23 protein-coding genes and 1 pseudogene are annotated in these 21,451 nt (G+C 67.6%); 15 read left to right on the top strand and 9 right to left on the bottom strand.

The annotated features are described in order from the left end of the window. Window positions 1–60 precede the first annotated feature (60 nt). Entirely contained in the window at window positions 61–927 is an 867-nt protein-coding gene (locus AOM45_RS01455) for a LysR family transcriptional regulator (protein ID WP_030465715.1), read from the top strand. Here the strand turns inward: AOM45_RS01455 and AOM45_RS01450 are convergent. Continuing rightward, window positions 924–1,712 carry an HAD family hydrolase gene (locus AOM45_RS01450; protein ID WP_156093595.1) on the bottom strand — a complete coding sequence of 263 codons (789 nt, stop codon included), beginning with the start codon at window positions 1,710–1,712 and terminating at the stop codon, window positions 924–926. The genes AOM45_RS01455 and AOM45_RS01450 overlap by 4 nt on opposite strands. A 47-nt stretch (window positions 1,713–1,759) precedes the next feature. Here AOM45_RS01450 and AOM45_RS01445 point away from each other — a divergent pair, with 47 nt between their 5' ends. The 3 genes from AOM45_RS01445 to AOM45_RS01435 are packed head-to-tail and all read left to right on the top strand — an operon-like array spanning window position 1,760 to window position 3,670. Beyond that, complete coding sequence (locus AOM45_RS01445; RefSeq protein ID WP_030465717.1) at window positions 1,760–2,287, top strand: TetR/AcrR family transcriptional regulator; 528 nt, start codon at window positions 1,760–1,762, stop codon at window positions 2,285–2,287. Then, complete coding sequence (locus AOM45_RS01440) at window positions 2,287–2,766, top strand: pyridoxamine 5'-phosphate oxidase family protein (RefSeq protein ID WP_030465718.1); 480 nt, start codon at window positions 2,287–2,289, stop codon at window positions 2,764–2,766. The genes AOM45_RS01445 and AOM45_RS01440 overlap by 1 nt, the downstream gene beginning before the upstream one ends. 7 nt (window positions 2,767–2,773) lie before the next feature. Beyond that, the gene (locus AOM45_RS01435) at window positions 2,774–3,670 is read left to right on the top strand and encodes an SDR family oxidoreductase (RefSeq protein ID WP_030465719.1); all 897 of its coding nucleotides are present in this window, start codon (window positions 2,774–2,776) and stop codon (window positions 3,668–3,670) included. A gap of 399 nt (window positions 3,671–4,069) precedes the next feature. Here the strand turns inward: AOM45_RS01435 and AOM45_RS01430 are convergent, their stop codons facing one another. Next, entirely contained in the window at window positions 4,070–4,726 is a 657-nt protein-coding gene (locus AOM45_RS01430; protein ID WP_030465720.1) for a response regulator, read from the bottom strand. A gap of 9 nt (window positions 4,727–4,735) precedes the next feature. Beyond that, entirely contained in the window at window positions 4,736–5,911 is a 1,176-nt protein-coding gene (locus AOM45_RS01425; protein WP_308202591.1) for a sensor histidine kinase, read from the bottom strand. A 115-nt stretch (window positions 5,912–6,026) separates the two neighbouring features. Between AOM45_RS01425 and AOM45_RS01420 the strand changes: the two genes are divergently transcribed. Both AOM45_RS01420 and AOM45_RS01415 read left to right on the top strand, forming a co-directional pair. Then, window positions 6,027–6,701 (top strand): hypothetical protein, encoded by a 675-nt coding sequence (locus AOM45_RS01420; protein ID WP_051782835.1) that lies wholly within the window; start codon window positions 6,027–6,029, stop codon window positions 6,699–6,701. Beyond that, complete coding sequence (locus tag AOM45_RS01415) at window positions 6,698–7,066, top strand: GntR family transcriptional regulator (RefSeq protein ID WP_030465723.1); 369 nt, start codon at window positions 6,698–6,700, stop codon at window positions 7,064–7,066. Before AOM45_RS01420 ends, AOM45_RS01415 begins: the two co-directional genes overlap by 4 nt. On the opposite strand, the gene AOM45_RS01410 is transcribed toward AOM45_RS01415, so the two are convergent. Continuing rightward, window positions 7,051–7,491, bottom strand: a complete 441-nt coding sequence (locus AOM45_RS01410) for a hypothetical protein (protein ID WP_030465724.1) — start codon at window positions 7,489–7,491, stop codon at window positions 7,051–7,053. The genes AOM45_RS01415 and AOM45_RS01410 overlap by 16 nt on opposite strands. Before the next feature lie 54 nt (window positions 7,492–7,545). Between AOM45_RS01410 and AOM45_RS01405 the strand changes: the two genes are divergently transcribed. From AOM45_RS01405 to AOM45_RS01370, 8 genes and pseudogenes are all read left to right on the top strand, one after another. Further along, window positions 7,546–9,048 (top strand): dynamin family protein, encoded by a 1,503-nt coding sequence (locus tag AOM45_RS01405; RefSeq protein ID WP_030465725.1) that lies wholly within the window; start codon window positions 7,546–7,548, stop codon window positions 9,046–9,048. Continuing rightward, window positions 9,045–9,410: a nucleotide exchange factor GrpE gene (grpE, locus tag AOM45_RS01400; RefSeq protein ID WP_030465726.1), complete on the top strand. Its 366-nt coding sequence runs from the start codon at window positions 9,045–9,047 to the stop codon at window positions 9,408–9,410. The genes AOM45_RS01405 and grpE overlap by 4 nt, the downstream gene beginning before the upstream one ends. Further along, on the top strand, window positions 9,407–11,227 hold the full coding sequence (locus tag AOM45_RS01395) for a dynamin family protein (RefSeq protein WP_030465727.1): 1,821 nt from the start codon (window positions 9,407–9,409) through the stop codon (window positions 11,225–11,227). Before grpE ends, AOM45_RS01395 begins: the two co-directional genes overlap by 4 nt. A 238-nt stretch (window positions 11,228–11,465) precedes the next feature. Continuing rightward, window positions 11,466–11,681, top strand: coding sequence for a hypothetical protein (locus AOM45_RS01390; protein WP_030465728.1), 216 nt, complete (start codon window positions 11,466–11,468; stop codon window positions 11,679–11,681). Window positions 11,682–11,749: 68 nt separating this feature from the next. Beyond that, window positions 11,750–11,956, top strand: a pseudogene (locus AOM45_RS52630) (sigma factor-like helix-turn-helix DNA-binding protein); the annotation flags it as partial. A gap of 315 nt (window positions 11,957–12,271) precedes the next feature. Then, window positions 12,272–12,958, top strand: a complete 687-nt coding sequence (locus tag AOM45_RS01380; protein WP_030465730.1) for a hypothetical protein — start codon at window positions 12,272–12,274, stop codon at window positions 12,956–12,958. Between the two features lie 311 nt (window positions 12,959–13,269). Continuing rightward, on the top strand, window positions 13,270–15,081 hold the full coding sequence (locus AOM45_RS01375) for a phosphoenolpyruvate carboxykinase (GTP) (protein ID WP_030465731.1): 1,812 nt from the start codon (window positions 13,270–13,272) through the stop codon (window positions 15,079–15,081). A 115-nt stretch (window positions 15,082–15,196) separates the two neighbouring features. Further along, a complete protein-coding gene (locus AOM45_RS01370; RefSeq protein ID WP_030465732.1) occupies window positions 15,197–15,409 on the top strand; it encodes a hypothetical protein in 213 nt (70 codons plus the stop codon). A 286-nt stretch (window positions 15,410–15,695) separates the two neighbouring features. On the opposite strand, the gene AOM45_RS51660 is transcribed toward AOM45_RS01370, so the two are convergent. The 5 genes from AOM45_RS51660 to AOM45_RS01345 form a co-directional block, all read right to left on the bottom strand. Then, on the bottom strand, window positions 15,696–16,538 hold the full coding sequence (locus tag AOM45_RS51660; RefSeq protein WP_030465733.1) for a septum formation family protein: 843 nt from the start codon (window positions 16,536–16,538) through the stop codon (window positions 15,696–15,698). Next, complete coding sequence (locus tag AOM45_RS53700) at window positions 16,535–17,782, bottom strand: PA0049 family protein (protein WP_030465734.1); 1,248 nt, start codon at window positions 17,780–17,782, stop codon at window positions 16,535–16,537. Before AOM45_RS53700 ends, AOM45_RS51660 begins: the two co-directional genes overlap by 4 nt. Before the next feature lie 70 nt (window positions 17,783–17,852). After that, complete coding sequence (mctP, locus tag AOM45_RS01355) at window positions 17,853–19,487, bottom strand: monocarboxylate uptake permease MctP (protein WP_030465735.1); 1,635 nt, start codon at window positions 19,485–19,487, stop codon at window positions 17,853–17,855. Then, window positions 19,487–19,753 carry a DUF3311 domain-containing protein gene (locus AOM45_RS01350; protein ID WP_030465736.1) on the bottom strand — a complete coding sequence of 89 codons (267 nt, stop codon included), beginning with the start codon at window positions 19,751–19,753 and terminating at the stop codon, window positions 19,487–19,489. The genes mctP and AOM45_RS01350 overlap by 1 nt, the downstream gene beginning before the upstream one ends. Before the next feature lie 105 nt (window positions 19,754–19,858). Continuing rightward, on the bottom strand, window positions 19,859–20,545 hold the full coding sequence (locus tag AOM45_RS01345) for a GntR family transcriptional regulator (RefSeq protein WP_035909170.1): 687 nt from the start codon (window positions 20,543–20,545) through the stop codon (window positions 19,859–19,861). Window positions 20,546–20,641: 96 nt separating this feature from the next. Here AOM45_RS01345 and AOM45_RS01340 point away from each other — a divergent pair, with 96 nt between their 5' ends. Next, entirely contained in the window at window positions 20,642–21,418 is a 777-nt protein-coding gene (locus tag AOM45_RS01340; protein ID WP_051782871.1) for a LamB/YcsF family protein, read from the top strand. Window positions 21,419–21,451 lie beyond the last annotated feature (33 nt).

The raw sequence follows: 21,451 nt of genomic DNA, 5'->3' as shown, positions 1-21,451 counted from the left end.
AGGCCGCGACTGTTTCGTGCGACGCAACTTTTGCAAGGCAGAGTTGCCTACGATGCAAAGGTGCCTGATCAGCTCGATCTGAACCTGCTGCGCGTGTTCGACGCCCTGCTGCAGGACTCCAGCGTCACGGCGGCGGCCGAGCGGTTGCACCTGTCCATCCCGGCGACCAGCAGGGCGCTCGCGCGGTTGCGACGAGCGATGGGCGACCCGGTCCTGGTCCGCGCGGGACGGGGGATGGTGCCGACGCCGTTCGCGCTCCGCATCGCGCCGCGAGTCCGTTCGCTGCTGGACGAGGCCGCGGCGTTGGTCAACGCCGCCGAGCTGGACCCCGCACAACTCCGGCGGACGTTCACGATCAGGGTGAGCGACGGCGTGGTGACGCCGCTGGTCACCGCGGTGGCCGCGCAGGCACCCGGCGTGGTGCTGCGGTTCGTGGCCGAGGGCGAAGAGAGCGTGGAGGCGTTGCGGGACGGGTCGGTCGACCTCGACATCGGCGCCGGTCACGACACGGAGGCCGACATCAGGTCCGTCGTGCTGTTCTCCGAGCGGCTGGTCGGCATCGTCCGCGCGGACAGCCCGTTGCCGAACCGCCCGACGCTCAAGCAGCTCTGCCGGTACCCGCACGTCTCGGCGTCGCGCCGAGGCCGGGTGCGCGGACCGCTGGACGTGGCGCTGCAAGCCGCCGGCCTGCAACGACACGTCGCCGCGGTCGTCCCCTTCTTCTCGGCCGCTGCCCAGCTGGTGGCGTCGAGCGACCACGTCGGCCTGATCCCGCAACGCCTCGCCGAGCAGTACCCGGCGAGTCTGCGCTGGTTCCCGATCAGGGCAGAGCTGCCGGAGGTCGAGATCCGGATGCGCTGGCACGCGCGCCTCGACGCCGACCCGGCGCAGCGCTGGCTCCGCGAGACGATCCAGGCCTGCGTCTAAGAGGGGAAGAACCGCTCCAGCACCTGTGCCGCACCGTCCTCCAGCACGGTGGGCGCGACCGAGTCCGCCTCCGACTGGACGTGCGCGGGCGCCTGCCCCATCGCGATGCCCAGACCCGCCCACTTCAGCATCTCGACGTCGTTGGACCCGTCGCCGATCGCGAGCGCGTCCTCCGCGCCGATGCCGAGCTCCCGCGTGAGCTCGTCGAGCGCTGAGCCCTTCGTGACGTTCTGCGGCACCGCGGTCAGCCACGCCTCGGTGTGGTCGACGGACCACTCGATGCCGGGCAGCTCCAGGTCCTTGACCGCGAACGACAGCTCGGCGGGCGTGCGGTCGAGCCAGCGCATGACGAGCCGCGGCGTCGGGGTCGCGGCGATCTCGTCGAACGTCGCACTGCTCGTCACGCCCCACAGGTCGCCGGGCAGGAAGTCGCCGAGCGAGAGGTTGCCGACACCGGTCTGCTCGACCGCGAACACGGCGCCGGGCAGCAGCGCCTGCAACGTCTTGACCGTCGGGCCGGGATCGAACGTCGTGCGCTTGGTGACCTCGTTCTTCACCGGGTCCCACCACACGGCGCCGTTCGAGCACACGGCGAACGTGGCGGGCAGCTGCGCGGCGATCGGGGTCGTGCCGATCAGGCTGCGGCCGGTGCACAGCACGACGTGCGAGCCGTGTTCCGTCACGCGCGTGATCGCCGCTTTCACGGCGGGTGCGATGTCGTTCGAGCCGACAGGGGTCAGGGTTCCGTCGATGTCCAACGCGACCAGGCGCGGTCTCCAGTTCACTGGCACGACCCTATGCGAAGGTTAGTGAATTGTGGTTCACTAATGACGTGGCACGACCTCGCACGATCACCGACGAACGGATCCTGGCCGCCGTGGCCGCGGTCATCGACCGGCGCGGACCCGAGTTCACCGTCGCGGACGTGGCGGCGGAGGCGGGGGTGTCCGTGGGGGCGGTGGCGAAGCGGTTCGGTTCCAAGAGCGGGCTGCTGCAAGCGTTGACGAGAGCGGGCACGGAAGAGGTCACGCGCCGGATGCGCGAGGCCGGCACCGTCCGCGACGCGCTGTTGACGTGGTTCGACCGGCTGGCGGATCCGGTGGTGGCGACCAACAACCTGGCACAACTCGGGGTCGACCTGATCGACCCGGAACTGCGCGCGTTGCTCGCCAGGCACTACGCGGTGCTGGAGTCGGAGCTCGAGACCCTGTGCGCGGCGGAGGACCTGCCGCCGAACGCGGCCCGCGTCCTCGCCGCGCTGGTGTACGGGACCGCGATGGACTGGTCGGTCCGGCCGCGGGGCGAGCTGGTGAAACGCATGACGGAGGACATCGATCTGGTGCTGAAGGGGATGCGCTGATGGCTACCTGGGCGGAGTTCGCGGCGGAACAGCCGGACATGGCCGCGTTCGTGCAGGGCAGGTTCGCCGCGGACCGGCACGCGTTGATCGCGACGCTGCGCAAGGACGGCTCACCGCGGATCAGCGGTGTGGAACCGGACTTCACGCGCGGCGAGCTGTGGGCGGGGATGATGCTCGACTCGCTGAAGTCGCGGGACCTGCGGAGGGATCCGCGGTTCGCGTTGCACTGCATGAGCACCACCGCGTCGGTCACGGAGGCGGGGGACGCGAAGATCAGCGGGACTGCCGAGTTCTGGGCCGACAAGACGGACTACCTGAAGGACCTGTACGACCGGACCGGGTGGATGCCGGACGGTGGTGAGCTCGACCTGTTCCGGTTCGACGTCACCGAGGTCGTGCAACTGACCGTCGAAGGGGACGAGATGGTCGTCCTGTCCTGGCACGAGGGAAGGGGAACCAAGCGTGTCGCCAAGAAGTGAGCCCGATCTGAGCGGGAAGGTCGCTGTGGTCACCGGGGCCACGCGTGGGGCTGGGCGGGCGATCGCTGTCGAGTTGGGGGCGGCTGGGGCGACGGTGTTCGTTGCGGGGCGGACTACGCGTGCTCAGCAGTCGCCGGTTGGGCGGTCGGAGACGATTGAAGAGACTGCCTCACTGGTGGATGCCGCTGGGGGCAAGGGGATCGCGGTTCGGTGCGACTTCACCGTTCCGTCCGATGTGGACGCTTTGGTGGCGCGGCTCGATCGGCTCGACATCTTTGTGGACAACGCTTGGGGCGGGGAGAACCTCGTCGAGTGGGGGAAGTTCTGGGAGCACGACCTGGAGCGGCAGTTGCGGATGTGGCGGAACGGGGTCGAGTCACATCTCGTTGCGCTGCACCGGTTGATGCCTCTCGTCGTGCAGTCCTCGGACGGGCTTGTCGTTGAGGTGACTGATGGCGAGGACGGCGAGGCCTATTTTGTGAACCTCGCCTATGACGCTGTGAAGAACTCTGTGCGGCGGTTCGGGGAGGTGTTGGCGAAGGATCTTCGTGACGTTCCGAACGTCACTGCTGTGGCTGCTACGCCTGGGTTTTTGCGGTCTGAGCAGATGTTGGAGACGTTCGGGGTTACTGAGGCCAATTGGCGGGACGCGTGCGAGAAGGTGCCGGACTACGCGTTGTCTGAGACGCCGCACTATCTCGGGCGGGGGATTGTCCACCTGGCGGCGGATCCTGATCGGCGGCGGTTTGCTGGGCAGTGTTTGTCTTCTTGGCGGTTGAAGAGGGAGTACGGGTTTACCGACCTGGACGGGTCTCAGCCTGACTGGGGGCGGTGGTGGGATGACGTCGTGAAGCCTCGGATCGCCGGCGTCGTCGTGGAGGCTGATCCGTTGGCGTATCGGTGATTGTGGTGGTTGCGTCGCCGTGTTCGGTGCCGGTTTCAAGATTGGGGCTCTGCCCTTACCCCGCCAATCTGATCAAAGACCGGCCAGCGCCGTCTGCGGGTTGATGGCACGCCGGTTGCTTTCGGCGGCTTGCGGTTGCGTAGGTGGTGCGGTTCGGGCGGTGTGGTCCCGTCACGAGCCGTACCAGGAGCTGGTCACACCCGAGGGGAGAGGTCAAGTCGCACGCTTTTCGCGACTTGACCTCTCCCCTCGGGCGCGACAAGGGCTGTGGCACGACTCGTGACGGGACCACACCGCCGGAACCTTGCGTTTAGGGCAAGGACTGCTCGCCTTCGGCCTCGCGTCGGCTCGCCTTCGGCCTCGGCACTGACGGTCGCCTCGCCTTCGGCATCGGGTTGATCAGGCGTCACCTGGGCGGACCAGGCCGGTTTCGTATGCGAGTACTACTGCTTGTACGCGGTCTCGCAGTTCCAGCTTTGCCAGGATTCGTCCGACGTGGGTCTTCACCGTTGCCTCGGACAGGAAGAGCTTTCGGGCGATCTCTGTGTTCGAAAGGCCCTTCGCGATCAGCACTAGCACCTCTCGCTCGCGTTCGGTCAGGACGTCCAGGACGGTGGCGTCGCGCAGTTCGCCGCCGCCGTCGCCCAGGAAGCGGCCCAGCAGTCGCTTGGTCACCGACGGCGAGACGACCGCGTCGCCGGAAGCCACCGCGCGCAGCGCTGAGACCAGGTCTGACGGTGGGGTGTCCTTCAGGAGGAAGCCGCTGGCGCCGTTGCGCAGGGCCGAGAGGGCGTACTCGTCCATGTCGAAGGTGGTCATGACGAGGACCTTGGCCGTGTCGGCTTCGGTGATGCGTTTGGTTGCTTCCACGCCGTCCAGGACGGGCATGCGGACGTCCATCAGGACTACGTCGGGGCGGAGTTTGTCTGCCATTTGAACGGCGTCGAGGCCGTCGGCTGCTTCGCCGATGACGTCGATGTCCTCTTGGGCTCCCAGCACCATGCGGAAGCCCATGCGCATGAGTTCCTGGTCGTCGACCAGCAGCACCCGAATCACTCGATCACCCTATGCGGCCAGGGGGAAGATCGCGCGGACACGCCAGCCACCGCCTGGGTTGGGGCCCGCCTCGAACTCTCCTCCCAGGACCGCTGCCCTTTCCCTCATGCCGATCAGGCCGTTGCCGCCGGAGATTTTCACCACGTCGTGTGGTGTGCCGAAGCCGTTGTCGGTTACTTCCAGACGGAGTTCTTCCGGTGTGCGGGCCAGTTTGACCATCGCTGTGGTGCCGGCTCCGGCGTGCTTGATGGTGTTGGTCAGTGCTTCCTGCACTATCCGGTAGATGCTCAGGCCCACGCCTGCTGGGAGGTCGTCCACGTCGCCGCTGATCTCCAGACGGACCGGGACGCCTGCTGCTCTGGTGTTCTCCGCCAGTTCGACGACCCCTCGGGCGTCTGGTTGGGGAGCCCACTGGGTTTCTGCGTCCTCGCTGCGCAGGACGCCCAGGAGGCGGCGCATCTCGGTCAGGGCGAGGCGGCCGGTTTCGGCGATCGTGCGGACCGCGTTCTCGGCCACTTCTGGCTGGGACCTGATGGTGTAGGCGGCGCCGTCGGCGTGGACGATCATCACGCTCACCGCGTGGGCGACCACGTCGTGGAGTTCGCGGGCGATTCTGGAGCGTTCCTCGCCCACTGCGATCTTGGCTTGCTGGTCGCGTTCGGTTTCCAGGAGCTTGAGGCGTTGTTCCAGCTCGCTCTGGTAGGCGCGGCGGGCTCCTACGAACTCGCCCATGGCCCAGCTGAAGCCGAAGATCACGAAGACCATGAACACGAGGAACACGGCCTGGATCTCGCCCACCTGGAAGATCGCCCAGAGCAGCGTGCCCGCGAGGAGCCAGGCCGAGTAGATCAGGCCAGACCTGCGGCCTATGTAGGCGACGAGGGTGTAGAGGGCGATGGCCAGCGCGAAGTCGGACATCCGGACGGGGATGCCTGCCTCGCCGCCGTGCGTGAACAGCTGCAGGAACCCGCCCGCGAGGATCAGGTAACTGGTGCCCATCGGGTGGTAGCGGCGGAACGGCAGGGGGCCGAGCATCAGCAGCGTCACGGCGAAGAACGCGGAGAACGACACTCCGCGGTCTGTTGTGCTGAGGCCGACGCCCATGTCGAAGATCAGCAAAAGCCCGGCGATCAGGGAGTCCCCGAACGCCGGATGAGCCTTCATCCACAGGCTGAACCGCCGCACCGGACAAGGTTAGGTGCGGGTCGAACTTCTGCGCGTCGCGCCACGGGTTGACGCACCGTACTACCTGAGTGTGAGTTATTGTGCCGAGGGGTTGATACAAAGCTTTGGGGGCTCGATGCGCGAGTGGGCTTTGACCGCTGTGATCATGGGTGCCGCCGGCCTGGTGCTGACGATGATGCTCTGGCCGACGCCGTCGACGGGCAAGCGTCTGCTGAAGAAGTGGGAGGTGGCTGATCCCACGGAGGCGCAGGTCACGGACGCCGTGCGATACCTGCGGAAGCGTCGGCTGCTCTACCCCTGGATCTACCTGGCGGGCGGGTTGGGCCCGGACTTCGACGACGACATGACTCACCTCGTGATCATCGTGCTCGGTGGTGCGCTGCTGGCCGAGTTGATCGCGTTGCGGCCGTCTCGCAGTGCCCAGCGGGTGGCGTCACTCGTCCCGCGCGGGCTCTTCGACATCGCGTCGAAGGCCGTGTTGGGTTCGTACGCCGTGATCGTCCTCGGCGTTCTGGTCCACCTCGGCATCGAGCGGGAGTGGCAACGAATGTCGTGGCTCGGAGCGTCCGTGGCGGCGGTCGCGGTGGTCACCTGGGCGGCGGTCGCCCGTCCTGCCACCGGTGACGGGCGCGTCGACATGGCGTTGCGCACCCGCAGCGTGCACGTCTCGGCTGGTCTCGGGGCTGCGGTGGCCGCTGTGCTGATACCGGGGAAGTACGGGTTCTTCGGGCTCCTCGCGTGGATCGCGATGGCGCACACCAAGCCGCGGTCGACGAAGATCAACCAGTGACCGGTCCCCGCATCGTCGTCGACGTCGACAACGGCGTCGCGCCCTGGCGTCAGGTTCGCGACCAGCTGGTCCTGCTGATCAGCGGTGGTGTGCTGCCCGTCGGGTCGCGGCTGCCGACCATCCGGCAGCTCGCCGCGGACCTCGGGCTCGCGGCGGGGACGGTCGCGCGGGCGTACCGGGAGCTGGAGACCTCGGGGGTCCTCACGACAGGACGAAGGCAGGGCACCGTGGTGGCTGCCCTGCCTTCGCATGCACCGGACCCGCTCTCCGCCGCCGCGGCGGAGTTCGTCGCCGTCGCTCGGTCGCTCGGCGCCAGTGAGGGGGAGGCACTGAACGCCGTGCGTGCCCTTTACGGGGCTGAGTAAGGCGACTCGATCTTGGGCGCGGGTCGCGGTTCGCCTACGTGCGCGTGGCGTTCCTCGTAGATGCGGTGCTCCTCGGCCATCTGGTCCGCGAGCTGCTGCTGGAGCTGGCGATCCCGAATCCTGGCCAGGATCGCCATCGTGACGCCGTGAGCCAGTGCCAGCAGCAACAGCACGATGCCCAGCTTCACGACCACGTTCTTCACGGCGTCGCCGGTCTCGATGTTGATGATCGACACCAGCGCCAACAGGCCGAGCACGACGAGGTGGAACAGCACGGCGGTGAGCTTCATCATCCCGCCGACCTGCTCGTCGTCGTACGCAGCGGCACGCCTCAGATATCCCTTGCCGCTGTGGTAGATCAGCTGGCCGTCGACCACGACCAGGACGATCCCCAGCACTAGGAACGTCACGTAGCTGTCACCCATGGGCTGTGGCTACCCGCGCACGCACGCGTACAAACCGTGGCACGATCAGTGCTCGTGACGGCGTTGCAGGGACAACAACTGGCCGGACCGCTGTGTGCTGCGGTGGCCCATTTGTGCGTTGCCCTGCAACCACAGGTCTCCCAGCAGACCGCCGCCGGTTTTCAGGAGGTGCTGCGCCGTCTGCACGCGCCGTTGCAGGTCGCGGTGGCCGGTCGGATCAAGTCGGGGAAGTCGACGCTGGTCAACGCGTTGATCGGTCGGCGGGTCGCGCCCACCGACGTCGGTGAGTGCACACGGCTGGTCACGCGCTATCAGTACGGAACAGTCGACCGCATCGAAGTCGTGCTCCAGGACGGACGGCGGCAGGTGCTGCCGTTCGACGCGAACGGCATGATTCCCGCTTCTCTGGGCGTGGAAGGTGTTTCGCACATCGAGGCGTACCTGACGAACGCCGTGCTGCGCGACTTCACCGTCATCGACACACCAGGGCTCGGTTCGCTGGACGCGGCATCGGTCGCACGCACCGAGGAACTGCTGGATCCCGTGTCACGCAACGCGGTCGCGGGCGCCGAAGCCGTTCTCTACGTCGTGACGCAGGGCGTGCGCGCGGACGACCACTCCACCATCGCGGCCTTCACCGCCGCGACCGCGTCTCGTGACGCCGGGCCGGTCAACGCCATCGCCGCGTTGAACAAGGTCGACGCGGTCGCGCCGGAAACCGTTGAGGGCTCGGACGGTGAGGTGTGGCGGGCCGCGGAGATCCTGGCGTCGAAGCAGGCCCAGCTGCTGCGGCCGCGGGTGGCCGACGTGCTGCCGGTGATCAGCCTGCTCGCCGAGTCGGCGGAGACCGGTGAGTTCACGTCGGCGGACGCGGAGGCGTTGCGGCAGCTCGCGGCACTGGACGTGGACACCCGCACGATGATGCTGATGTCCGGCGACCTCTTCACGTCGTGGGACTGCGACGTCGCGTCCGGCGTGCGCTCGCGGTTGCTGGAGAAGCTCGACCTGTACGGCATCGGCCGCGCGCTGGAGGCCCTGGACGCCGAGCCGGGACTGACGGCGGGGGCGTTGCGGCGGGTGCTGTTCGACGCCTCCGGGTTCGCCGCCGTGCGAGGCCGCCTGGACGCGGTGTTCCGGGCGCGGGCCGACGGCATCAAGGCCGCGGCCGCGCTGGCGTCGGTCACCTCGCTGGCCGCGGGCGATCCGGGTGAACGGCAGCGCGTGCACGACGCGATCGAGGTCCTGCTGGCAAGGCCGGAGGCGCACCAGCTGCGGCTGCTGGAGGCGCTCACGCTGGTGTCGTCCGGTGCGGTCACGCTGGCCCAGGACCTGACCGACGAGGTGCTGCGCGTCGGCAGCACCCCGGACGTGGCGGGTCAGCTCGGGCTCAGGGGCCGTCCCGCCGAGGAACTGGTCGCGTATTCGCTGGAACGTGCTGGCTGGTGGCGTTCGTTCGCGTCGTTCGGCGCCACGCCGGCCCAGGCTCGGGTGGCGCACGTCGTCCACCGGGCGTATTTCCTCATCTGGCAGCAACTACGTGCTGGGGGGCACCGATGAGCGTGAACGGAACCGATCCGACCGGAGTGGCGTCGGACGACGGTGTGGAGACCATTGCCGACGAGCTGCTCGACCAGGCGCTGGCCGAACGCCGCGCACTGGTGCAGCTGTGCCTGTACGCGCTGGACCGCGCCAGTGCCGGCGTCGTCGAGCGCATCGAGGAGGGCCTGTCGTCCATAGGCGTCGTGGCGCTGCGGGCCGACGGTCAGCGCTTCGACCCGTCGCTGCACGAAGCGGGCGGCACCGTGCCGACGGACGACCTGTCGTTGCAGGGCCTGGTCGCCGAGACCGAGGTGCCGGGCTTCTGCGATCGCGGACGTGTTCTGCGCGCTCCGATCGTGACGGTCTACACGGCCCGATGAGCAACCTCTCCCAGACAGTCCGGCAGACGCGCGAACGTCTCACCTCTCTCGTGCGCGAGCTCGACCCGTCCATGGCCGACTGGGTGGCGCGCAGGGCGGCACCCGAAGTTTCGTCGGTGGTGATCGTCGGCGAGACCAACCGCGGCAAGTCCTCGCTGGTCAACGCCCTGCTGGCCACGCCGGGCCTCTCGCCGGTCGACGCCGACGTCGCCACCTCGACGTACCTCGTCTTCCAGCACGGACCGTCGTGGGCGGCCCGCGCCTGCTACCCCGGCCTGCTCGCGCCCGTCAGCTTCCCGCTGCCCGCGCTGATCAACTGGGTCTCCGCCGCCCACGAGCTGCCCGAGGGCGAGCTGCCCCCGCGCTACGTCGAGGTCGACGCACCGATCCCGTTGCTGGAACGAATGTCCGTTGTGGACACTCCGGGCGTCGGCGGCCTCGAGTCGGTGCACGGCGAACTGGCCCTGGAAGCAGTCACCTCGGCCACGGCCCTGGTCTTCGTCGTCGACGCCTCGGCCCCGTTCACCCGCGGCGAGCTCGACTTCCTCAAACGCGTGGGCGACCGCGTCGAAACCGTCGTCTTCGCCCTGACGAAGACCGACCAGTACCGCGGCTGGCGCCAGGTCCTCGACGCCGACCGCGCCCTGCTGGCCGAGCACGCCCCGCGTTTCGCCGACGCCACCTTCTACCCGGTGTCGTCCCGCATGTTCGGCATGGCGGCCCAGGCCCCGAACCCGGACGCCGCCGCGATGCTCCGCGAACGGTCGGGCGTGGCCGCTCTGCAGACCGCACTGCAGGAGCTGGTCGCGGGCCGCGCCGGAATGCTCGCCGAGGCCAACGCCCTGCGCGCGCTCTCCACAGTGCTCGACGAACTCGTTGTGCGCCTTGAACACGAGAAGCGCGCTCTGTCCGTGGGCGAAGACGAAGCCGTCGTCCTGAGGGCACGCCGCGAGGAACTGCAGACCGAACGCCGTTCCTCGACCCGAGGCTGGCAGGTCCGTCTGCGCGGCGAGATCCAACGAGCCCGCGTCGAGAACTCGCACGAGATCTCCCGCCAGATGCGCGACCTGCAGACCTGGTACCGCCAGGCCATCGACGCCGCCGACCGCACCGCCCTGGCCACCCTGCCCCAACAGGTCGACACCGCCCTGCAGGTCGTCTCCGGCCGAATCTCCACAGCCCTGTCCGTCCGCCTGGCCCAGGTGACGGACGCGGTCCTGGCCACCCTGTTCTCCCCGGAGGAACTGACCCTGATCCGAGGCCAGTTCGCCCGCGGCGAGCAACCACCAGTCGTGTTGCGCCCCAAGGAAAAGCGCCCACCAACGGCCGAGGACAAACTCCTGGTCTTCATGGGCGTCTCCGGTGGCCTGGGAGCGGGCAAACTGGCCGTGATGCCCCTGGCAGGCCTGGGCATCGCCGCCCTGAACCCGGTCGTCCTGCCCGTCACGATCGCCCTGGGCCTCGGCGCGGGCTGGTGGATGGCCCGCACCCGCACCCACACCGCCGAGAAACAGCACGTCAAGCAGTGGCTCTCCGATGCCATCGCCGATGCGCGGTCCACAGTGGACCAGATCGCCGCCGAGCAGCTCATCGAAGCCGAGCAGGCTCTCTCGTTGGCGTTGGACGAGGCCCTCGCCAAGCGGATCGAGGCCATCGAGGCCGAACTGCGCGAGGTCGACCGCGCGTTGCGGATGGAGGCCGGCGAACGGGGCCGCGAACTGCAGTCCGTGACCCGTCAGCTGGCCGAGGTGGAGTCGGGGCGGGCGAAGGCGGAGGAACTGCTGGGCCGCATCCGCTCGGTCCGCGATCGCGCCTGACGCGTTACGAAACTCGGTGTTGCTGTCGACCTGCACCTGACAAGCACGAAAATGTCTTGACCAGCACGAACATGTCTTGACCTGCTGCCTCCGGCGTGATTTCCTGGTCACAGGTCGCGCACTCCCGTGCCTGCGACATCGCCTCTGGCCACTCCGCCAGGGGCTTTTTCGTTTCCAGACCACCCGCCCCCTGGATGCTTCCGCGCCAGGGGGCTTTCGTCGTGCCCGGAGGCCGCCGATGTCCCTGTCCGTGTTGGTGGTGCTTGCCCTCGCCGCCCTGCTCGCGTTGCTGGTGCTCGTCTTCGGCGTCGTGGTGGTCGTTGCTCTTTGCCGGGCCAATCGCGACGACGTGCCCATCGTGCTTTCCGACTGTGTCAACGTGTTCAAGTCGCTGGTCCACCGGCTGCCCCGCACCCGAGCCATCAGAGGTCGGCGGGACGAGGAGGGAGCATGACGCGCCGACAGCTCGGCTTCCTCGATCCGACCGGAAAGCGTGGTGGCGCGGACGCCTACGTGCGGCTGCTTCGCGCGGTGCTGGGCACTCTCAGCGCAAGAGAAGCAGGCGTGATCACGTACAGGTTCGGACTGCTGGACGGTCGCCCACGCACTCTGGACGAAATCGGCCGGATCTACGGGATCGACCGCACCCGTGCTCGTTTCATCGAGTCGAAGGTCATGTCCAAGCTGCGCCACCCGTCGCGGTCAATGGTTTTGCGGGACTTCCTGGACGGCGAGTTCGTCGAGCTCCCCGAACCTGTCCGCGCGGAGTTGCTGGGAGCTCTCAACACCGAGCCTGGCCCGCTCGTTCATTGCGATCGTCACGGTTGGAGCGAGTCGGGGCCGGACGTGTCCCGTTGCGTCGGCTGCCCGTGCGCACTGGCCGCCCAGCAGTACGGCCGTCGGCGCAAGTACTGCTCCGACGCCTGCCGCCAGGCCGCCTACCGCCGCCGAAGGTCATCCGAACAGGGCCGGGCGGTTGGCGACGGAACCGAACCGGCATAACGTGGGTCATACCGGTACATGAGCAGTAGGAGGTGTGTCCCGGTGTACATCGACGAGAACGGTGCGGCCGACGCCGAGCTGAAGGTGACCGTCGAGGACGAGGAGTACACCGCCGACGTCACCTTCGACCTCAACGACGACGGTGTGAACGACTCCGCCGTGGTCGAGACCGATGACGGTGGTCACCTCGCGTTCACCGACACGAACGGCGATGGTGACGCCGATCTGATGAGCACGTTCGACAAGGACGGCAATCTCCTGAGCCAGGCGCGGTTCGAGGAGAATTCCGGTGAGTGGGTTGCCGTCGACCCGAACGACTCTCAACAAGAAAAAACAAATTCTTCGCCCAAGCAGGCGATTGTCGTGGACACCGATGAAGGTGACCGAAACGTCGGGCAGGCCACCGAGGACACCGACGGGGACGGCAAGGCCGACACCGCGGTGGTGCGCGACGACGACGGCGACACCTGGCTGTTCACCGACAAGAACGGCGACGGACGGGCCGACGTGGCGACCGAGATCACGCGATCCGGCGAGGTCACGATGTCGGAACACCGAGGTGACGACTGGGTCGAGGTCGAGCACGGGCACATCGACTCCGACGGCCGGTACGTCACCGACTCCAAGAGCGGCATTCTGGACGAGTCGGACGACTGGTTCGAGGAAGAACGGTTCGAGGGCGTCGTCCGAATCGATTCCACGACCGGGCAGTGGATCAGCCCGAACTGACGTCTGAACTGAAGCGCAGGTCACAGGCCTCGGTGTGGTGAGAACCGCACCGAGGCCTCTTGTGTTTTTCCCACCTCAAGCGCGCCTTAACGCCGTCCGAGTGCTGAATCGATTCCAGAATCGGTTTTGTGAGGGAAGCGACAGGCTGGGGGTGCTTTACCCACCATTAACCGGGCTAACCTCGATCCATCCCCTTCCACGTACGCCCGGCCCCACCGGGCGTCTGGAGCTATTCCCGAGGACGACGAAGTCCTGCACCGGACCACCACGTCCTCGGGCGGCCGAGGCGTTCAGTCAGGAGACGAGACGAGATGACGGCAGTGACCATTCCCGGTCTCGAACAGGCACCTACCAACCACGCGCGCTTGCTCGCATGGGTTCAGGAAGTCGCTGAGCTGACCTGCCCGGACGAGGTTGTTTGGGCTGACGGGTCTCAGGGCGAATGGGACCGTCTCACGAAGAAGCTCGTCGACGCCGGCACCTTCGTGCCCCTGAAGAAGAAGCCCAACTCGTTCTGGGCGGCCTCGGACCCGAGCGACGTGGCTCGTGTGGAGGAGCGGACCTACATCTGTTCGGTGCGCGAGGAGGACTCGGGCGCGACGAACAACTGGATGGACCCTTCCGAGATGAAGGCCATCATGACCGAGCTCTACCGGGGCTGCATGCGTGGCCGCACGATGTACGTCATCCCGTTTTGCATGGGCCCGCTCGACGCGGAGAAGCCGATGCTCGGTGTCGAGATCACCGACTCGGAGTACGTCGTCGTCTCGATGCACATCATGACCCGCATGGGCTCCAAGGCCCTCGCGCTGTTCGGTGAGGACGCCGACTTCGTCCCGGCGCTGCACTCGCTCGGCGCGCCGCTCGAGCCCGGCCAGGAAGACGTGCAGTGGCCGTGCAACGAGACCAAGTACATCTCGCACTTCCCGGAGACCCGCGAGATCTGGAGCTTCGGTTCCGGCTACGGCGGCAACGCCCTGCTCGGCAAGAAGTGCTACTCGCTGCGCATCGCGAGCGTAATGGCGCGTGACGAGGGCTGGCTCGCCGAGCACATGCTGATCCTCAAGCTCACCTCGCCGGAGAACAAGGTCTACTTCATCGCGGCCGCGTTCCCGTCGGCCTGCGGCAAGACGAACCTCGCGATGCTCCAGCCGACCATCCCCGGCTGGAAGGTCGAGACGCTCGGCGACGACATCGCGTGGATGCGCTTCGGTGAGGACGGCCGCCTGTACGCGGTGAACCCGGAGAACGGCTTCTTCGGCGTCGCGCCCGGCACGGACTACCACACCAACCCGAACGCGATGCGCACCATCGCCAAGGGCAACTCGCTCTTCACGAACGTCGCGCTGACCGACGACGGCGACATCTGGTGGGAGGGCATGGGCGAGCCCCCGGCCCACCTCACCTCGTGGAAGCACCAGGACTGGACGCCGGACAGCGAGGAGCTCTCCTCGCACCCGAACTCGCGCTACTGCACGCCGATCGAGCAGTGCGACATCAAGGCGCCGGAGTGGGACGACCCGAAGGGTGTGCCGATCTCGGCGATCTTCTTCGGCGGCCGCCGCGCCACGACGATCCCGCTGGTCACCGAGTCGCGCGACTGGCAGCACGGAACCTACATGGGCGCCACGCTGTCGTCGGAGACCACGGCCGCCGCGGTCGGCAAGACCGGCGTCGTCCGTCGCGACCCGATGGCGATGCTGCCGTTCATCGGCTACAACGCCGGCGACTACTTCCAGCACTGGGTCGACCTCGGCAAGCGCGCCGACGCCGACAAGCTGCCGAAGATCTTCTACGTCAACTGGTTCCGCCGCGGTGAGGACAAGCGCTTCCTGTGGCCGGGATTCGGCGAGAACTCGCGCGTGCTGAAGTGGGCCATCGAGCGCCTCGAGGGCAAGGCCGCCGCGCAGGAGACCCCGATCGGTTACGTGCCGACCGCGGACGACCTGGACCTCGAGGGCCTGGACGCGTCGCGTGAAGACATTGAGGCCTCGCTGGAGTTCAACGCCGACGAGTGGCGTGCCGAGATCCCGCTGGTCGAGGAGTGGTTCGCCAAGATCGGTGACAAGGTCCCGACCACGCTCCGCGACGAGCTGGCGGCCCTGAAGCAGCGCCTGGGCTGATTCTTAGTTCACGCGGGGACCCTACGTACTCTCAGAACGTACGCAGGGTCCCCGCGTGCATTTCAAGCAGGTGCGGTGAGTGACGGGGTCGCCTGGGTGAGGTATCACTGAACGTGTGACGCAGGACGAGGACTTCCTCGGCGGACTCCACTACGACGGCTCGAAGCGCGATGTCGAGGTCGGCCCGACGACGGGCATCGTGCGCTACTACCCGGTGCCACCCGCCCCACCGGCCCGCACGCCGTGGTGGCGCTACACCCTGGTCTTCGGGCTCGGTTTAGCGATCGGTACCGCTGCCGGCGTGGTCCTGTGCAGCAATCTTCTCTGAGTCAGCGCAGCTCATGGTCCACTTGAGACGAAGTTGTCCACAGCTGTGGACGGACTTGTGCACATGTTGTGGACGGCTGTGGACAGCGCTGGGGACTTCTCCACAGGTTCGCAAAAACGGTCTTGCTCCAGGAATGAACCTGGCCCCTTCCGGGAACGTCTTAAGTACGTGATGGCGGTCACAAAGATCGTCACCAAGGCGGAAAGGGAGGTGTGCCGTGGGGATCGCAGGAATCGCGATGCTGGTGCTGTCCCTGGCCGCCGTGCTGATGGTCGTGATCGCGTCGTCAGTTCGGGAGCGGGTTGTCCCGGATGCCGAGGAGAGTGCTGCTGAAGGCCTTGGTGGCCTCCGCGTAGCAGACGGCGTTGGTCCAACCCTCTGACCAGGCCTGCGAACCGGGGTTCCGCCACGCGGGGAACACGTCGGTGCGCTTGGACGAGCCCAGGTAGTCGTGCACGGCCTTCGTGCACTTGTCGTTCGCGATGGCGTTCATCTGCTCCTTGGACGGAGCGGGGTCGGTCGACTTGCCGAGCGACACGACACCACCGGGCACTGCCTCCGCCAGGTGCGAGGTGTTGCAGGCGACGACCTTGACCTCCTGGTCCTTGGACGGCGAACCCTGGGTGCAGGTCTGGAACGTGCCGAAGCCGTTGCCCTTGAGCGCGTCCTTCACGGAACCCTTGCGCGCCAGCGGCTTCTCGTCCGGGCTGATCTCCACGACGGTGCACAGCCGCCAGCGCTGGCCGTCCTTCCAGCCCTGCTCGTTGGGCCAGAACGCCCAGACACGCAGGCGCGTGGAGTCCGCGTCCGCGCTGCCCAGGTAGTCGGTGAGCACCTGGCGGCACGGCGGGAGCGCGGCCTTGCGCAGCGCCTGCGTGTCCGGATAGGTCGACGGCAGACCGGAGAGCTCGCCCACGCTCATGACCTCGGCCTCGTGCGAGTCGGTGCACTGCAGCACCTTCAGCTCGTAGGCGTTCATGCACTGCCCGGCCTTGGGCAGCGTGGGTGCGGAGGCGGAGGCCGTGGACGGCATGGGTCCGGGGACCGCTTGCCCCCCTACCTGAATCGCGCACGCGGACAGCGCCCACGCGCTCAGGAAGATTGCCACCGCCAGCCGCACACGAGTCACACCACAGAGACTAGGGCCTTGACCTGATCGGCGATGGCCCGACGCTGACTTTCGAACGCCGAATCCGTCAACGCGGCCGGGTCGGCGGGCTGTCCGAGCACCGGCGTGTGCAGATGTCCACCGAGGACATTCGTTGCGCCGTAACCGATTCGCACGCGGTTGGCCCGGTACATGCTCTCGTTGGAGAGGTAGTCGCCGCCGCCACCGCTGGCCGCGACCCTGCCCGGCGTCGGCTCGTCCGTGCGGCACGACTGCTGGGATCCGACGACGACCCACTCGCAGAAGCTCCGGTTGTAGTTCACGGTGAACGGCCCGGTGCCCGCGTCGATCATCTTCTGGAACGGCAGCGTGGTCTCGATGAACTCGTTCGACGGCTGCGGCCAGCCCGCCGCGTTCGGGACGGTGCCGTACGAGCTGACGTCGTTGTTGTCTCCGAAGCCACCGCGCCAGCGCGCCGCCCACCGTTCGACGTCGAAGCGGTCCGGCCTGCCCTGGCTGATCGTCACGAACGCGTCGGGCTTCTGCCGGAGCGCGGATCCGTAGAACTGCTCGACGACCCCCTCGTCGAACCCGCCCCACAGCACCGGCAGCACCGCGGCCTGCAGCACGACCTTGCCGTTCGGCGTGGTGATCTCACGGCCGTCGAGCTGCAACGCCGCCGCTCCCGCGGGGTTGGCGCGCCGCACGTTCGTCCCGGCGAGCTGGAACGGGTCGAAGCCGGTCACGGCGATCCTGCGCACGCCGGGCTTCGCGGGGAACGCCGAGTCGCTCAGGCCGCGTGAGGCCCAGTCGAACTGCCGGATGAGCTTCGCGCGCTCGTTCGGCGAGATCGCGAACCGCGGCTTCCACTGGCGGAGCGCGCTGCTGAGCTGCACGCGCGCCCAGTAGAGCGGGCGGTCGTCGTAGGCGTCGTGCGCCAGGGGCATCGTGCTCTGCGCGCGGGCGACCGCGGCCTTCCACAGCGCGTTGCCTTCGCGTTCCACGAACTGCTGCGCCTGCTTCGGCACGGCCTGGTGGCAGAGCGCGGCGGTGAAGCCGGCGACGCGGCCGTCGAAGCCGGCGAGCTTCACGAGCGCGGGCCCGACGGCGGGGCCGCCGGTGACGAGCGTGTCGTCGAGCCGCTGCTCCTCGACGGTCAGCCCGGCTGTGGTGTCGTAGCAGTTCGCGTCCTGCGCCCGGGCGACGGCAGGACTCAGGGTGAGTGCGATCGCGGTCAGTCCGACAAGTCCGGCGATGGTTTTCACGCCTTCGATCTCAACGGAAAGGGCCACCCGCCGTAACCGACGGGTGGCCCTTGGCGTTAACTGCCGCGTCTCAGTGCGCCGCGACCGGCTTGACCCTCGGGCTGTCCTCGTCGACGTGGTAGTCGGACGGGTCCGTCTGGTCCGTGCCGTTGAAGACCTTGGCCTTCTTGGCGATCAGCGTGACGATCACCGCGACCAGCAGGTTGACCGTCAGCGCGACGATGCCCACGTAGATCTGCACGGTCGACGCGCCGAACGGGTGCCAGCCGAAGAGCGACAGCTTGCCGAGCGGCAATGCCGAACCGGCGAAGTGCGCCTTGTTGATGGCCGGGTTGCCGATGTTGTAGAGCAGCCACATGCCGTAGCCCATGCCGCCGATCCAGCCCGCGACCAGGCCGTACACGTGGAACCAGCGCGTGTACAGCGCGATCGCGACCGCCGGCAGCGTCTGCAGGATCATGACGCCGCCGATGAGCTGCAGGTCGATCGAGAACTGCGGGTCGACGAACACGATGAACGCGACCGCGCCGAACTTCACGACGAGGCTCGCGAGCTTGGCCTGCTTGGCCTCCTCCGCGGGCGTGGCGTGCTTCTTGATGTACTCCTTGTAGACGTTGCGCGTCCACAGGTTCGCCGCCGCGATCGACATGATCGCCGCCGGCACCAGCGCGCCGATGCCGATGGCCGCGAACGCGACGCCCGCGAACCACGACGGGAAGTTCGCGCCGAAGAGCTCGGGCACGATCGTGTTGGTGTCGGGACGGCCGGTCGCCTGGTTGACGATCGGCTTGGTGCCCGCGCTGATCGCGACGTAGCCCAGCAGCGCCAGCAGGCCGAGCACCAGCGAGTACGCCGGCAGCGCGACCATGTTGCGCTTGATGACGTTGCGGCCGCGGCTGGCCAGGATGCCGGTCAGCGAGTGCGGGTAGATGAACAGCGCGAGCGCGCTGCCCAGCGCCAGCGTGGCGTACTGGAGCTGGTTGTTGCTGTTGAGCAGGATGCCGTCGGTCTTGGCCGGCGTCGCGTCGAACTTGGCCTGCGCGTCGTTGAAGATCTCGCCCCAGCCGCCGAACTTCGACGGCAGGTAGACGATCGCCACCAGGATGACGATGTAGATCAGGATGTCCTTCACGAACGCGATCAGCGCCGGCGCCCGCAGACCCGACTGGTACGTGTAGAGCGCGAGGATCACGAAGGCGATGAACAGCGGCAGGTGGCCGAGGATGCCGCCACCGTTGAGGCCCATGCTGCGCAGCACGGCTTCGAGGCCGACGAGCTGCAGCGCGATGTACGGCATGGTCGCGACGATGCCGGTGATCGCGACGAGCAGCGCCAGCCAGTGCGAGCCGTAGCGGCCCTTCACGAAGTCGGCGGGCGTGACGTAGCCGTGCACGCGGCTCACCGACCACATCCGCACCAGCGGCAGGAACACGATCGGATAGAGGATCACCGTGTACGGCAGGGCGAAGAACCCGGTCGCGCCCGCGCCGAACATCAGCGCCGGCACCGCCACGAACGTGTACGCGGTGTAGAGGTCGCCGCCGACCAGGAACCACGTGATCCAGCTGCCGAACTTCCGTCCGCCGAGGCCCCACTCGTCGAGGTGCTCCAGGGTGGAGCCCTTCTGCCAGCGCGCCGCGACGAAGCCCATCACCGTGACGAGCAGGAAGAGGACGCTGAAAACGATCAGCTCAGTCCACTGCATCAGTTCGCTCCCTCATCCAGGTCGTCGACGCCCAGCTTGTCCGGCTTGCCGGTGACCACCGGCTTGTCCTTGGTCTTGACGTAGACCAGGCCGACGCACAGGACGCCGAGCGGCACGAACGCGAACTGGTACCAGTAGAAGAACGGGAGCCCGAAGATCCGGGGCTCGTCGATGTTGAACCACGGCGTGATGAGCATGAGCAGCGGAACTACCAGCAACAGGTTCCAGTTGCTCCAGCGCAAGCCGGTCTTGTGATCCGACGGCATGGTGGCCCTCCGTGAACGCGGTGTTGCGCGGATGTTAGGCCTGATAGGACGTGTCGTCAGCCTCGTGATCGGAATCGTTGCACTTCGCTTAACGTTCTCTTTGGACTATTCGGCCTCAAGGCGTCCGACAAGATCCTGTTCAGCGGCGTCGAAGTACTCCAGCAGTTGGTCGACGGCCTGGTCCACCGCACCATTGTTCAACAATTCGACAATCCTACGATTCCACGGCACGTAGGTCTGGTAGAAGTCGTTGATCTCCTGCGCCACCCGGAAGGCGAGCATGAGTTCGGCGAACAGGCGGTCCGACTCGTCGCTGAGCCGCGTGCTGCGCGCGAGCCCGACGATGGCGCGGTGGAACTGGATGTTCGCCTGGCCGGCCCTGGTCCAGTCGTTCTTCTCGGCCCTGGCGACGGCCTGCCGCACCGGCGCCCGCACGGCCTCGCGCTGGGCCTCGGTCACGTCGTTCCACAGCCTCAGCGCCCCGCACTCGATCACCCGCCGCGCGGCGTAGAGGTCGCGCACGTCGTCACCGCTCGGCCGGCGCACGAAGACGCCGCGGCTGTGCTCGTGGACCAGCAGCCGGTCGCGGGTGAGCAGTCGGAAGGCTTCGCGGAGGGTGTTGCGGCTGACCCCGAGCGCCCCGCCGATGGCTTCCTCGCTGAGTCGCAGTCCGGGCGCCAGTTCGCCGTCGAGCACCCGCTCTCGCAGCATGTCGGCGACCTTCTGCGCGGTGCTCGCGCGCTCCAGGTCGGCTTTGCCCTGCGCCAGCGTCGACACCCACGTCTCGGTCACCTGCCAAGTCTATTTGCAGGATCGTTCGATTGCACTATCGTAGAATCGTTCAACAATCCCACGATCCAACAAAACCGGCGTGTGTTGGGGGCTTCGATGGATCTGAACGCGGACCTCGGCGAGGGCTTCGGCCACTGGACGCTGGGCGACGACCGTGCGCTGCTGTCGGTCGTGACCAGCGCAAACGTCGCGTGCGGCTATCACGCCGGCGATGCCGACACGATGCGGTCGGTGTGCGCTGCGGCGGCGTCGGCCGGGGTGGCCGTGGGGGCGCACGTCGGGTATCGGGACCTGGCCGGGTTCGGGCGCCGGTTCATCGACGTTGCTCCGGACACGTTGACCAACGAGGTTCTTGCGCAGCTGGGGGCGTTGTCGGCGTTTGCCCGGGCTGCCGGGACTCGGGTGTCCTACGTGAAGCCGCACGGGGCGCTGTACAACGCGTTGGTCCGGCACGAGGCCCAGGCCGACGCGGTGGTGGATGCGGTGCGGTTGTTCGATCCCGGGCTCGCTGTGCTCGGGCCGCCTGGTGCGGTGTGGTTGAAACGGGCTGCTGTGGCCGGGCTGCGGGTTTGGCACGAGGCTTTCGCTGATCGTGCCTACACGGCTGCTGGGACGTTGGTTCCGCGCGGTGAGCCGGGGGCGGTTCTGCGTGATCTGGCTGAGATCGCGGCTCGGTGTGTGCAGCTGGCTGTCGAGGGGTGGGTCCGCAGCGTGAGCGGGCGTCCGGTGCGGGTTCAGGCGGATTCCATCTGCGTTCACGGGGACACGCCGAACGCTGTGGAGATCGCTCGGGCGGTTCGGGCTGCTCTGGAGTCGGCCGGGGTTGTCGTGGGACGGGTGGAGTCGCCGCTTCGGCATTCCCGGGCTGGGTGACGCGTCGGTTTTCGTGGTCGGCCCCCTGGTTTT

Source organism: Lentzea aerocolonigenes (genome assembly GCF_000974445.1).
Taxonomy (GTDB): domain Bacteria; phylum Actinomycetota; class Actinomycetes; order Mycobacteriales; family Pseudonocardiaceae; genus Lentzea; species Lentzea aerocolonigenes.
This window is presented reverse-complemented; position numbering and strand designations above follow the sequence as displayed.